Source organism: Glaesserella parasuis (assembly GCF_002015085.1).
In the GTDB taxonomy this organism is placed as follows: domain Bacteria; phylum Pseudomonadota; class Gammaproteobacteria; order Enterobacterales; family Pasteurellaceae; genus Glaesserella; species Glaesserella parasuis.
The window spans coordinates 125,315-138,130 of record NZ_MUXW01000003.1 but is presented as its reverse complement, the minus strand read 5'-3'; the positions used below and the strand labels follow the sequence as shown (position 1 = coordinate 138,130).

At 40.0% G+C, this 12,816-nt stretch carries 14 protein-coding genes; 2 read left to right on the top strand and 12 right to left on the bottom strand.

Features of this window, described 5'->3' with window-relative positions; translation table 11 throughout:
• The first annotated feature begins 60 nt into the window (after nt 1–60).
• Nucleotides 61–924, top strand: coding sequence for a phosphoserine phosphatase SerB (gene serB, locus B0183_RS02185; protein WP_021111082.1), 864 nt, complete (start codon nt 61–63; stop codon nt 922–924).
• A 107-nt stretch (nt 925–1,031) separates the two neighbouring features.
• Here the strand turns inward: serB and B0183_RS02180 are convergent, their stop codons facing one another.
• From B0183_RS02180 to nrfA, 5 genes are all read right to left on the bottom strand, one after another.
• Complete coding sequence (locus B0183_RS02180; RefSeq protein WP_078208258.1) at nt 1,032–1,820, bottom strand: glycosyltransferase family 32 protein; 789 nt, start codon at nt 1,818–1,820, stop codon at nt 1,032–1,034.
• A 107-nt stretch (nt 1,821–1,927) separates the two neighbouring features.
• Nucleotides 1,928–2,881, bottom strand: coding sequence for a cytochrome c nitrite reductase subunit NrfD (nrfD, locus tag B0183_RS02175; protein ID WP_021113936.1), 954 nt, complete (start codon nt 2,879–2,881; stop codon nt 1,928–1,930).
• On the bottom strand, nt 2,881–3,558 hold the full coding sequence (nrfC, locus tag B0183_RS02170; protein WP_005712433.1) for a cytochrome c nitrite reductase Fe-S protein: 678 nt from the start codon (nt 3,556–3,558) through the stop codon (nt 2,881–2,883). The genes nrfD and nrfC overlap by 1 nt, the downstream gene beginning before the upstream one ends.
• Nucleotides 3,555–4,178 carry a cytochrome c nitrite reductase pentaheme subunit gene (gene nrfB / locus B0183_RS02165; protein WP_078208257.1) on the bottom strand — a complete coding sequence of 208 codons (624 nt, stop codon included), beginning with the start codon at nt 4,176–4,178 and terminating at the stop codon, nt 3,555–3,557. Before nrfB ends, nrfC begins: the two co-directional genes overlap by 4 nt.
• A 20-nt stretch (nt 4,179–4,198) precedes the next feature.
• The gene (nrfA, locus tag B0183_RS02160) at nt 4,199–5,638 is read right to left on the bottom strand and encodes an ammonia-forming nitrite reductase cytochrome c552 subunit (RefSeq protein WP_035493300.1); all 1,440 of its coding nucleotides are present in this window, start codon (nt 5,636–5,638) and stop codon (nt 4,199–4,201) included.
• Nucleotides 5,639–5,962: 324 nt separating this feature from the next.
• Here nrfA and thiP point away from each other — a divergent pair, with 324 nt between their 5' ends.
• Complete coding sequence (gene thiP / locus B0183_RS02155) at nt 5,963–7,540, top strand: thiamine/thiamine pyrophosphate ABC transporter permease ThiP (protein ID WP_021113385.1); 1,578 nt, start codon at nt 5,963–5,965, stop codon at nt 7,538–7,540.
• On the opposite strand, the gene B0183_RS02150 is transcribed toward thiP, so the two are convergent.
• From B0183_RS02150 to B0183_RS02120, 7 genes are all read right to left on the bottom strand, one after another.
• On the bottom strand, nt 7,537–7,836 hold the full coding sequence (locus B0183_RS02150; protein ID WP_035493284.1) for a nucleotidyltransferase family protein: 300 nt from the start codon (nt 7,834–7,836) through the stop codon (nt 7,537–7,539). The genes thiP and B0183_RS02150 overlap by 4 nt on opposite strands.
• Complete coding sequence (locus B0183_RS02145) at nt 7,833–8,261, bottom strand: nucleotidyltransferase substrate binding protein (RefSeq protein WP_021117274.1); 429 nt, start codon at nt 8,259–8,261, stop codon at nt 7,833–7,835. The genes B0183_RS02150 and B0183_RS02145 overlap by 4 nt, the downstream gene beginning before the upstream one ends.
• Nucleotides 8,262–8,341: 80 nt before the next feature.
• Nucleotides 8,342–9,574 carry an NADH:ubiquinone reductase (Na(+)-transporting) subunit F gene (gene nqrF / locus B0183_RS02140; protein ID WP_021111073.1) on the bottom strand — a complete coding sequence of 411 codons (1,233 nt, stop codon included), beginning with the start codon at nt 9,572–9,574 and terminating at the stop codon, nt 8,342–8,344.
• A 12-nt stretch (nt 9,575–9,586) separates the two neighbouring features.
• Complete coding sequence (gene nqrE, locus B0183_RS02135; protein WP_021111072.1) at nt 9,587–10,183, bottom strand: NADH:ubiquinone reductase (Na(+)-transporting) subunit E; 597 nt, start codon at nt 10,181–10,183, stop codon at nt 9,587–9,589.
• Nucleotide 10,184: 1 nt separating this feature from the next.
• Complete coding sequence (locus B0183_RS02130; protein WP_021117273.1) at nt 10,185–10,808, bottom strand: NADH:ubiquinone reductase (Na(+)-transporting) subunit D; 624 nt, start codon at nt 10,806–10,808, stop codon at nt 10,185–10,187.
• The gene (locus B0183_RS02125) at nt 10,808–11,584 is read right to left on the bottom strand and encodes a Na(+)-translocating NADH-quinone reductase subunit C (RefSeq protein ID WP_010786253.1); all 777 of its coding nucleotides are present in this window, start codon (nt 11,582–11,584) and stop codon (nt 10,808–10,810) included. The genes B0183_RS02130 and B0183_RS02125 overlap by 1 nt, the downstream gene beginning before the upstream one ends.
• Nucleotides 11,577–12,815, bottom strand: a complete 1,239-nt coding sequence (locus B0183_RS02120) for an NADH:ubiquinone reductase (Na(+)-transporting) subunit B (RefSeq protein WP_075604764.1) — start codon at nt 12,813–12,815, stop codon at nt 11,577–11,579. Before B0183_RS02120 ends, B0183_RS02125 begins: the two co-directional genes overlap by 8 nt.
• Between the last annotated feature and the right edge of the window lies 1 nt (nt 12,816).

Here is a 12,816-nt window from a genome sequence, read left to right as displayed (position 1 = left end):
GATTCTAACACGTAATTTTGCTAAAGTTAGTAAAACTCACTATAAAGGTTTGAAAGAATCATGTCACATATCTTTTTTATTTACAGTAAGCAGCTTACAGCTGAACAGATTGCCCACTTCACTCACATAAGTTCTACTATTTTTGTAAAACAAGTGGAGTATTTGGATTACCATGTTGCTTTTTTTAGAGGAGATTTGACAGATTCTCTACGAGAGAAGGCTCAAACCATACAAGCTGATTTTAGTAGGTTAGATATTCTTCCTTGCATTAAAAAAGAAGGTTTACTTTTAATGGATATGGATTCTACTGCGATTAAAATTGAGTGTATTGATGAGATTGCTAAATTAGCAGGAAAAGGAGAGATTGTTTCATCTATTACAGCAAGAGCTATGCGTGGAGAACTTGATTTTGAAGAAAGTTTACGTCAGCGTGTTGCAGCACTTGAAAATGCACCAGAAAGTATCTTACAACAAGTTCGTGAACAGTTACCACTTATGGATGGTTTTGAATTATTAGTTAAAAGTCTGAAACAATATGGCTGGAAGATAGCTATTGCTTCAGGAGGATTTGACTATTTTGCAGACTACCTCAGACAGTCTTTTGATCTAGATTATTCTGTGTCAAATAGGCTTGAAGTTATTGATGGCAAACTAACAGGTCAAATACTTGGCAAAGTAGTAGATGCTCAATGTAAAGCAGATACGTTAATGGCTCTAGCTCACAAGTTTGGTATTCCACAAGTGCAATGGATTGCAGTAGGAGATGGAGCCAATGATCTACTGATGCTTAAACATGCCAGTTTAGGCGTTGCACTACATGCCAAACCCAAAGTACAAGAACAATCGGCATTCGTAGTAAACTTTGGAGATTTAACTGCCCTACTGTTACTATTAAAAGCAAAGGAATTGTTTGATTCCCCATAATGTCTTTAGATATATATCTATATTTCTTTTGTCTATTACACCCAATAATCAATTAAGACACCAATATGGCATAGTAACTTTTGTTTACTATGCCTCTTAATATCAGATTACTTCAACAAATCTTCATTTTTAGCGTGATTCCATTTACCACGCTTTTTATCCATATACTGAAAATATTCGTTAGTAAAAGTCCCCTGCGCACAAGTGATTTTATCTCGGCGACGATTAACCGTTTTTCCTTCCAATGCCATATTTAAGGTGGCTGGCCCAGTTAAAGAAAATACGCCACCATCAATCCGACGTTGCTCAATATTATCGACAATAATCTCTAACGTTTCTTTCAAAAACGCATTTCCCTTTTCACTGGCTAAAAAGAAATTGGTGTATTCGTCTCGGCGAGTGATCAAAACCTCACTATCATTTTCACCAATAATTGAAGACAGATTCCAAACTAAATGTCCATCAATATCCATATAGATACCGCCTTCATTATATAGGGTGAAAATACGCCAAAAATCTGCCTGAGCTGCCCCATCCGTCAGTTTACTATACGCATTAAAAGTACGTTCATCTGCATTAGCTTTGATATATTCTTCCCGCTCTTCAGTGCTAACATAACGGTAGTCATAATCTCGTGACAACAAACGATTAACCAAATAATTACAATACACTGGTAAGGTTACTTTGTTGCTGTAATTAGTCTGCCAGATGACCTTAGTAATTTTCGTTGATTTAGCTGATACGCTTTTAGCTGGACTAAATTCTGGAATGGTAAAACGCTTTTTCGGAAATAAGGCGTGAAACGGATAGCTTAACGTTTTGACGATATTCCCCAATAAACGCCATAAACCATTAGCAATTACAATAAACATTTCATTTTTGACCGGTCTGTTCATATTAGCTCCTTTTGGATAGAAACTCGTATTAACATTTTATCGATATTGAAAAAAGCAAGCGAGCAGATTTTGCGATAAATTTGCAAGCTCTGCCCGCTTGTGAGGGGTTAAGCAATCGTCATTTGCCCAGCATAAAGAACAAAGTAACGTAAACAGAGAACACCGATTAAACCTAATACCGCAAGAAAAAGGATAAAGCCTTTTTGGTGTTTGACATTAGCTGGTGAAACAATGTTAAGTAACATTGGAATGACTAAACCGATAGCCACAACGCCTACCCAGAACATTTTACCCCAGTAGCCTGAGAAGGCTAAAGCGTTATCTGCTGCCACAGCACTTTGTCCACCTTTAGCATAAAGGTAAGCAAAGAAGCCTGCTAAAAGTAACATTTCAATAAGGGCAACTGGTTTTTCAAACTTGTGCAAGAAATGTACTTCGTGACTATCCGTTGCGACTTTGCCAACCACCAAGATTACAACAAGAAGTGCTACAATACCAGATGAAGTTCCTGAAGCCAAGAATAAGACTGGCAAGACAGGGTTATTTAACATTGGGTAACTGATTAATTCAGATAATAAGAACCCCGTATAAGCCCCAAGTGCAAGGGATAGTAAGATCAACAGGATTTCAATCAACGAGGTAAATTTTGCCGCAATATCAATCAAACCAAAGGCAAATTTCGGAATAAAACCAAAACCGCTTAGCCAGTTTTTGAAGATGATTGCCAGCCAAACGACTAATACCGCCATAAAGACTTGGAATAGCATTACCCCCATCGACATTACCGAATCAAACTGGTAGTTAAACATCAAATACCAGAATGTCCACGGACGAGCCAAGTGGAAAATCAATAAGGTTAAACCGATGATTGTTGCAAGCGGTGACATTATTGCCATTGTGCGAATCATCCAACTCTGGCTTGGATCAGCTAAACTCGCTTTACGCTTATATAGCACGGCTAATAAAGTTGAACCTGCGGATATCCCAAGTAAAAAGAGATAGATCGCAATGGTCGAATCCCATACAAGATTTGGGGTTTGGAATGGAACATAGTCGTTCATTATTTTGCCTCCCCTTTCTTAATATGGTAAAGATTTGGTTCTGTGCCTAATTCCATTTTTGTGCGATAAGTTGGTTTTTCTTTGATTAAACGAGAAATATCGCTATTCGGATCGTTTAAGTCGCCGAATGTTAATGCTTTGGTTGGACAGCTTTCTACACAAGCAGGCTGTTTACCTTGTGCAAGATTTGTATCTCGACAGAAGTTACATTTATCGGCAGTTTTCTTCACTGGCTCAATATAGCGAACACGATATGGACAGACCGCAATGCAATAAGCACAACCAACACAGAGATCTGGATTAACATCAACAATGCCTGTTGCTTTATCAATGAAAGACGCACCTGTTGGGCAAACGCTCACACAAGGCGCATTGCTACAATGTTGGCAAGATTGACGGAAAAATTCATATTTTACGTTTGGAAATTCGCCATAAGGTTGGCTACGAATAATTTCTAAACGGGATACCCCTTCTGGCACTTTGTTTGTTTCACGACAAGCGTCCATGCAAGCAGTACAACCGATACAGGCTTGTTCATCGTGCAACATCGCATAGCGAATGGTTTTACTTTCTTTCTCAGTCGCAAGGGAGAGCTGACTTGTGGCAAGCCCCGTTGTGCCTGCCACGGCAATCACTGCTCCCGCCCCTGAGATAAAATCTCGACGGGAACAACTCATTTTTGATCCTTAGCTTCCGCTTTTTTAAACGTACCTTTGTGTACTTCTGTGTGACAATCCACGCAGAGTTTTACACGCTGTTTAGACTCAATGCCTTTCATTGGTTCTTTTTCTGGGTGTAGTTTGTGGCAGTTTACACACGCAATTTTATTAGCGTGAGTGTCGTGAGCCCAGAATTTCTCACGCAATTTGTCAGGGCTATGGCAAGCAAAACAGACTTGATTTTGCTCTTCGACTGAACGCTCCAAGGCTGGATTTTTAGCCTTACCGTGAGCATTAAAACGCATTACGTCTTTCACACCCTTACGATGATTTTCAGAAATATTGCCGTGACAACTTACACAGTTAAGCGGTTTGCTGTTATTTGGACTAACCGTGTCTTTTTGAAAGTGCTTACCTGTGTGTTTGAAGGTAGATAAATGTCCGTGGCAATTCACACAATAAGTATTCGGATCACGACGAGAGTCTTTAGCAATAGTTGCACCATCTACATTGTCCAACGGATTGCTCCAAATTGGTTGTGGCTGTGCTGGCATTTCTGCCAACACAGTAGAAGATATTGCAAAGAAACTCAGTAATGCAACCGCTTGTAGCTTAATCATTGAGAAAATATGTTTCATAGTAGCCTCGACTTAGCAAATTATTTTGCGTCCGCAGGTAATAAGCCTTTCTCTTTCGCTTCTTTTTCCCATTGTGGTACTACGGTGCGTAAGAATTCTTCTTTCGCTGCTTTCTCTTTATCAAAGTCGATACCTACAACTTTTTGTGCTTTCGCTTTCGTTGAAATATCAGGGAACTCAATTGGTGTTTGAACACCGTGTTTCGTTAAGATGACTGCAAGTTTAGTACGAGCATCAGCTGCACGATCTAAGCCTGTTCCGATAACGTGAAGAATAACATCAGGTGCGTGCATATGACCGCCGTGTCCTGCAGCTGAGTAATCCCAACGCCATTGTGCGTGGCGAATTGCTTGCAATGCATCTTTCATTTCTTCTTCAGTTGCACCCGCTTCCCAAGCTCTTTTCGCTTCAAAGTGTGCTTTAACAAGCTGATCTTCCAAACGGATCATTACGTCTTTGATCTGTTTTTTATGCTCTTTCACGCGAGCTTGTAAGCTCTCTTTGCTTTGTTCGTGACAAGTTTTACAAGTATGCTCAAAGTTATCAAACGGATTGCCGATTTTGTGATCGGTATAGACTTTACCATCTTTAGTTTCTACTTTTGGCATATGGCAGTCGATACAGGTTACACCGTTTTTACCGTGTGTACCTAATGCCCAAGTTTCAAAGTCTGGGTGTTGTGCTTTTAGCATTGGTGCTTTTGATAAGCCGTGAACCCAGTCAGTGAATTTGATTTCATCAAAGTATTTTTCAATGCTATCAACATCTACACCTTTATCCCAAGGGAATGTCACCGCTTTTTCTTTACCCGCAAAATAGTATTCAACGTGACAGTTAGAACATACTGCGGCACGTTTTCCGTGTTTATCCAGTGTATCGAATTTCCAACCGATAACTTCTAACGCACGCAAAACGTGTGGGCGAGCAACACGCAGTGCCGCTTTGCCATCTTTAAATTCTTGTGAAGTGGTATCGTGGCAGTCCGCACAACCAATAGGATTGACAATTTCTGAACCATATTTAGCCCATTTTGCATCAAAATAACCAACTTCGCCTTTTTCTGCGATCATACGTGGCACATCTGGACTTTTACACGCCCAGCACGCCATAGGCTGAGGGCCAGAATTTTCGTCCATTGGCGCACCAGTACGCAAGATATTACGCACATCAGTAACCGCATAGAAGTGACCACGAGGCTTATTGTAATCTTTAGAGAATGCATAGCCTGTCCACAAGACCACTAAACGAGGATCTTCTTCTAAAGCACTTGTTACTTCTTTAGATTCGGCTGTTGCAGCCCAAGATTGGTACTGTAAAGGATAGAGTTCAGCAAATTTATGGTTAGCTGATTCAATTTTCACATCAGGTTTTGGACCTTCAAACTCTTTGGCTTCCCCTGCCCACGCAGCTTGGAAACACCCCAACATAGCCATTGTCGCAACAAGGCTGTTTTTTAACATTTTACTGACTTTTTTCACGCGAGCCTCCTCACACATAACTCACTGCAAATGATAATTTTTCTTATTAAAACAATAAGATAGATATAAATAAAAGATGTATGTGAAATGTATAAAAAGAATGAATGTTTTACTAGAGGATTCTGCAATTTGTTTGAAAAAAATCAAATTGCAAAAATTGAATGGTGATTAAATGAGCTTTGTTAGGCAATCTTTCTCTCTTATATTTTCTAACTGATTGATTATCTTCTAGTTAAGAAAAATTTTATTCATGTTAAAATAGTCTGCCTACTTAGATGACAGCAGAATATTATCAACGAGATATAAATGTCCCGAAAACTCACCCAATTTTCCGCTTGGGCAAGCTATGTTGGCTTGCTCTCACTCTATACGTTCAGTTTCTGGGCATTATTTGAACATAGTGCCGATGAAACCTTTTGGTCGTGGCAAGAAACGTGGCAAATTTTAAAATACAGCACCTTGCAAGCAACGCTGTCGGCGAGTTTATCTTTGCTGTTTGGTGTTTTGTTGGCTCGTAGCTTTTTCTACCTACGTTTTCGGAGCAAAACCTTGCTCTATAAGCTGATTTCCTTTGCGTGGGCTCTGCCTTCGTTGGTAGTGATTTTTGCATTAATCGGGGTTTGGGGAAATTCAGGTTGGATAGCCCATCTCGCTCAAGCGGTGGGATTGTCGTGGGATTTTTCCCTGTATGGTTTACAAGGGATTGTGTTGGCTCATCTGTTTTTGAACATTCCCCTTGTCGCAAAGTATTGCCTTGAAGGGCTACATCTTATTCCAACACATCAGCACCAACTGGCGAACCAGCTCAATCTGTCTGGGTGGCACTATTTTAGGATTGTTGAATTGCCGATATTAAAAGGCATTTTGCCCTATGCCTATGCGACGGTTTTCCTGCTCTGTTTTACCAGCTTCCCAATTGTATTAATGTTAGGGGGGGGGCCTAAATACAGTACGCTTGAAGTGGCGATTTACCAAGCGGTGACTTTTGAGTTTGATTTTGCGAAAGCGGTGATGTTAATTATGGTGCAAATCCTTGTGGGGATTGGCTTACAACTGATAATGGATTGGGTGACACGCTTTAATTTTCAGCGAGTGAAAACACAGTCTGTATCGATTGACATCTGGACGGCACAGCCTAAAGGTAAGGAAAAATGGCTACTACAAGCGGTGCTTTTCGGGGCAATTTTTACCATTTTATTACCGCTTGCAAATGTAGTTTGGACCGCCATTTCAGTATCAAACTTTTGGCAACGGCTCTTTTCGCCAACACTTTGGCAATCGGCAAGCTATTCGCTGTTATTAAGTCTTATCGCATCTTGCTTTGTGATCGGCATTGCTTATCTACTCGCCCTTGAAACTCGCCAGCTTGCTTATCATAAACAGAAAATCAAGCAAAGCATTCTCGCAGGTGTGAGTACTTATCCCCTGATTTTGCCGATATTTATGTTAGCCGTTGGGCTATTTTTACTGCTGATCAATGTGCAATTAACCACTTGGCAACTACTATTGTTGGTGGGAATTTGTAACGGTTTGATGTTACTGCCTTATATCTATCGCTTGTTGTTTTCAGCAATGTGGGAAGCCTTAGTTTCTCACGATAAGTTGGCTCGTAGTTTGGGATTAACGGGGCTTCGCCGTTGGTGGATTGTGGAAAAAAATTATCTTATCCGACCGCTTATCAATGCTTTTGCCCTATCAATGTCGGCAAGTCTAGGCAATTTTTCCGTGATTGCCTTTTTTGGTAGCCCTGACTTTAGCACCTTACCTTATTTGCTTTACCAACAATTAGGCAGTTACCGTACTGAAGATGCGACTATTACTGCATTTCTTTTAATGCTATTTTCAGCTTTTCCATTTTTCTTTATAGACCAGAATAATCGCTAAAGACAAGGCAAAACCTCATACTTCTGTAAAATAATTTGTTTGAAGCTGTCACTACAACTTGCCCAGTCAATTAAATCTACTTTAAATGGCAAATCTGAGTCTGAAAAAGCCAGTTCAAGCTGAGCTTGTTGGTGAATTGTTAAGGGGGTATCGGTAATCAATGCAAGGTCAAGATCGGAAAATCGCTTTGCCGTTCCTTTAATTCTTGAGCCAAATACCCATACGGGAATATTCGGTAAATGTGTTGCTAGAATGCTTTGAACAAGGTGTAACTGTTGTTCGGTTAAATCTATCATTGGCTACGTTTTTGAAGTTGAGAGAGAAGATAGTGGCTGCTTACTAGGAAATGACTAATGTCTAGATATACTTGCATAGCCTTATTTTCATCATAAGTATGTGATGTGATATTTCTCATTTTACGAAAATCTAACCATTCTTCAGGGTTCTCAATTAAACCAAATTGAGCCGATAGACGTAAAATATCTCTAAATTCTGTGCTGTCTATATCAGTATCATTGGAAGCAATACTTTTCAGCTGACGCTTCATCATTTTAATTGATAATTCATAGACAAACTCAAATTTTTGAATTGCTCCTGCAATAAGCGTATCTTGGATAATTGGATCTTGAGCATTAAACCATTCTTGATTATCTAAGTGAGTAATCGTTTTTTGCAGAGAAACAAAGGCTTTTTCAAGTGCCGAAATATCTAATGTTTCCATCTTTTTGTTACTTTCCTATAAATCTTAAGCGGTCAGATCCGCATATTTTTTTGCAAATCCGACCGCTTGATTATAGCTGATTAGCCACCGAAATCATCTAATAAGATGTTTTCATCTTCTACACCAAGATCTTTTAACATCTTGATCACAGAAGCATTCATAATTGGTGGACCACACATATAGTATTCACAATCTTCTGGTGCTTCGTGATCTTTTAAGTAGTTTTCATAAAGCACATTGTGAATAAAGCCAGTGTAACCATCCCAGTTATCGCCTGGTTGTGGATCAGAAAGTGCCACATACCATTTGAAGTTGTCGTTCTCTGCTTGTAAGCCGTCGAAATCTTCTACATAGAACATTTCACGTTTAGAACGAGCACCATACCAGAAGGTCATTTTACGTTTAGATTTCAGACGTTTTAACTGGTCGAAAATGTGTGAGCGCATTGGTGCCATACCTGCACCACCACCGATGAAGACCATTTCTGCATCAGTATCTTTAGCGAAGAACTCACCAAATGGGCCAGAAATTGTGACTTTATCACCTGGTTTGAGTGACCAAATATATGAAGACATTTGACCTGGCGGTACATCTGGGTTATTTGGTGGCGGAGTTGCAATACGCACGTTAAGCATAATAATGCCTTTCTCTTCTGGATATGAAGCCATTGAGTACGCACGGATAATTGGCTCGTCCACTTTAGACACATAACGCCATAGGTTAAATTTGTTCCAGTCTTCGTGATATTCTTCGTCGATTAACGCTTTGTAATCTTCATATCTCACAGTGTGAGCAGGTGCTTCGATCTGAATATAGCCACCTGCACGGAATGGTACTTCTTCGCCTTCTGGAATTTGAAGTTTAAGCTCTTTGATGAAGGTTGCTTTGTTATCATTAGAGATAACAGTACATTCCCATTTTTTCACACCAAAGATCTCTTCTGGAAGCTCCACTTCCATACTGCTTTTCACATTAACTTGACACGCTAGACGATAACCTTCTTTTGCTTCACGTTTTGTGATGTGTGAAAGCTCAGTTGGAAGAATCTCGCCACCACCGGTTTTTACTTTAACGATACACTGACCACAAGAGCCACCACCGCCACACGCGGATGAAACGAAGATACCTTTACTTGCTAAAGCACCAAGTAATTTACCGCCAGCTGGCAAGGTAATTGCTTTTTCTGGATCATCATTGATAGAAATCGTGATGTCACCTGAGTCCACTAATTTTGATTTAGCTACAAGGATAAGTACTGCAAGCATTAATACAAGGGCAGTAAATACCACGATACCGAAAATAAAATTATCCATTCGATACGCTCCTTATAATTGAATGCCTGAGAAAGACATAAAGCCAAGTGCCATTAAGCCTGCGGTGATAAAGGTAATACCTAAACCTTTTAAGCCAGCAGGTACGTCAGAGTATTTCATTTTTTCTGTAATACCAGCTAATGCCACAATTGCCAACATCCAGCCTGTACCTGCACCGATACCATATACCACAGATTCAGCGAAGTTATATTCGCGTTGAACCATAAATGATACAGCACCGAAGATCGCACAGTTTACGGTAATAAGTGGTAAGAAGATACCTAATGCACTATATAGTGCAGGGAAAAACTTATCCAAAATCATTTCGAGAATTTGCACTAGTGCAGCGATAACACCGATAAAGGTGATAAAGTTAAGGAAAGTTAAATCAACCCCTTCCACTAATGAACCATCTTTTAAGATGTTCTCGTAAACAATTTGGTTAGCTGGAACTGCAATACCTAGTACAACGATTACCGCAATACCTAAACCAAATGCTGTTGAAACTTTCTTAGATACCGCAAGGAATGTACACATACCAAGGAAGAAAGAAAGTGCCATATTTTCAATAAATATGGACTTAACAAATAGACTTAAATAATGTTCCATCTTATTTCTCCACTTGCTCTGGTTTCCAAGTTCTTAAGCCCCAAATTAAGAAGCCGATAATAAAGAACGCACTTGGTGCTAATAAGAATAAACCATTTGCTTGATACCAACCGCCATCTTGAACAGTTTGGAATACCGTAATACCAAAGAGTTTGCCTGAACCGATTAACTCACGAATGAACGCAACAATCACAAGGATTGCACCGTAGCCTAAACCGTTACCGATACCATCAACAAAACTTTCTACTGGGCCAGATTTCATTGCAAAGGCTTCCGCACGTCCCATTACGATACAGTTAGTAATAATTAAACCAACAAATACCGAGAGCTGTTTAGAAAGATCGTAAGCATAAGCACGCAATAACTGATCCACGAGAATTACAAGCGATGCGATAATCGCCATTTGTACAATGATACGAATACTATTTGGGATATAGTTACGAATCATCGCAATGAACATACTTGAAAAGCCTGTTACAAAGCTTACTGCAATACCCATTACCACCGCAGTTTCTAGCTTGGTTGTTACCGCTAGTGCAGAACAGATACCTAGAATTTGCAATGCAATCGGGTTGTTATTCACAACAGGTGATAACAAGAGATCTTTAAGTTTATTGCTTGCCATTAGTTAGTCCCCGCTTTTAATTTCGCTAAATATGGACCAAAGCCGTTCGCACCAAACCAGTATTTGAATGAACCATCAACACCGTTAGAGGTGAGTGTTGCACCTGATAAGCCATCAATACCGTGATCTTTATCAGCTGAAGCACCTTTTGCAATGCGAATTGCAGATTCACCCTGAGCATTTTGTAATTTTTTGCCCACGAAGTTTTGTTGCCAACGTTTGTTTTCAATTTCACCACCAAGTCCTGGTGTTTCACCTTGTTCGTAGTAAGTGATACCTTTGATTGTATTGCCATCTGGCTCAACAGAGACAAAGCCATACATTACAGACCATAAACCTGTTCCGTAGAATGGAAGTACGATTTGATTTACTTGTCCATTTGTATCTTTTACAAGGTAAATTTCTGCATATTTTGCACGAACTTTGATATCTGCTTTATCGTCTGCTGGATTGATAGCGATACTTTGAGCTGGATCTTTTGCAGCTGCTTTTGCATCAAAATTCGCTACGCCTTCAACATAATCACCTGTGGCAAGATCAACGATTTTAGATTCGATGTTTTTCACATAAATATCTTTAATTTCGCTTTTCTTCGTGCCTTCAGGTAATAAACCAGCAACACTTAAAATGTTTTTCTGTTTATCAAGGGCTTTTTGTTCTTCCTGTGCCGATTTTAACAACACCGCAGAACCTGCCACGATAAGAGAACAGATTAAACTTAATAAAACCACGACGGTAAGTGTTCCGCCAATGCTATCTTTATTAAACTTAGCCATTGCGTGCCTTCCTACGTTTGATGTTAGCCTGAACCACGAAGTAGTCGAAGATTGGAGCAAACAAGTTAGCAAATAAAATCGCTAACATCATACCTTCTGGGTACGCTGGGTTTGCTACACGAATAATCACACACATCACCCCGATTAAGATACCGTACCACCATTTACCTTTATTGGTAAAGGCTGCAGATACAGGGTCGGTTGCCATAAAGAACATACCGATTGCGAAACCACCTAACACTAAGTGCCAGTGCCACGGCATAGAGAATAATGGGTTAGTATCTGAACCGATTAGGTTGAATACCGTTGCCATTGATGCCATACCGATCATTACACCAGCAATGATTCGCCAAGACGCAATGCGAGCAAATACAATAATCGCAGCACCGATCATTAATGCGACAGTTGATACTTCACCGATAGAACCAGGAATATTACCTAAGAATGCGTCCATCCAAGTAATAGTTTCGCCTGTTGCAACGTGTTTAAGTGCAGCTTGACCGCCGACTGCCCATTGAGAAAGTGCTGTTGCACCTGAGAAGCCATCTGCTGCAGTCCAAACTAAGTCGCCCGAAATTTGTGCTGGGTATGCGAAGAATAAGAACGCACGACCTGCTAACGCTGGGTTCATAAAGTTTTTACCTACACCACCAAAGACTTCTTTTGCAACCACAACACCAAAGGTTGTTGCTAATGCTGCTTGCCATAATGGTAATGTTGGTGGAACGATTAATGCTAAAAGGATAGAAGTAACGAAGAAACCTTCATTGATTTCATGTTTACGCACCATTGCGAATAACACTTCCCAGAAACCACCTACTGCAAAAATGGTTAAGTAGATTGGTAGGAAGAAGATCGCACCGATTAACATTTTGCCAAATACGCCAGCATCTTGTGATAACACACCGAATGCATTTGCTAAGGCAAAGTGCCAGTCATTTGCCACGTTTTGAGCTACATTTTGAGTAAAGTCACCGACGCCTAATGCAAGGATTGATTGCGCACCCACGTTATACATACCGTAGAACATAGCTGGGAACAATGCTAACCATACGATTAACATCATACGCTTGGAGTCAATTGCGTCACGTACGTGAGCATCTTTTTGAGTTACTGTACCCGGTGTATAGAAAATCGTATAAGCTGCTTCAAACAGAATATAGAATTTCTCATACTTTCCACCTTTCTGGAAAGCCGGTTCCATTTTATGGAAAAGATCTTTTAAAGCCATT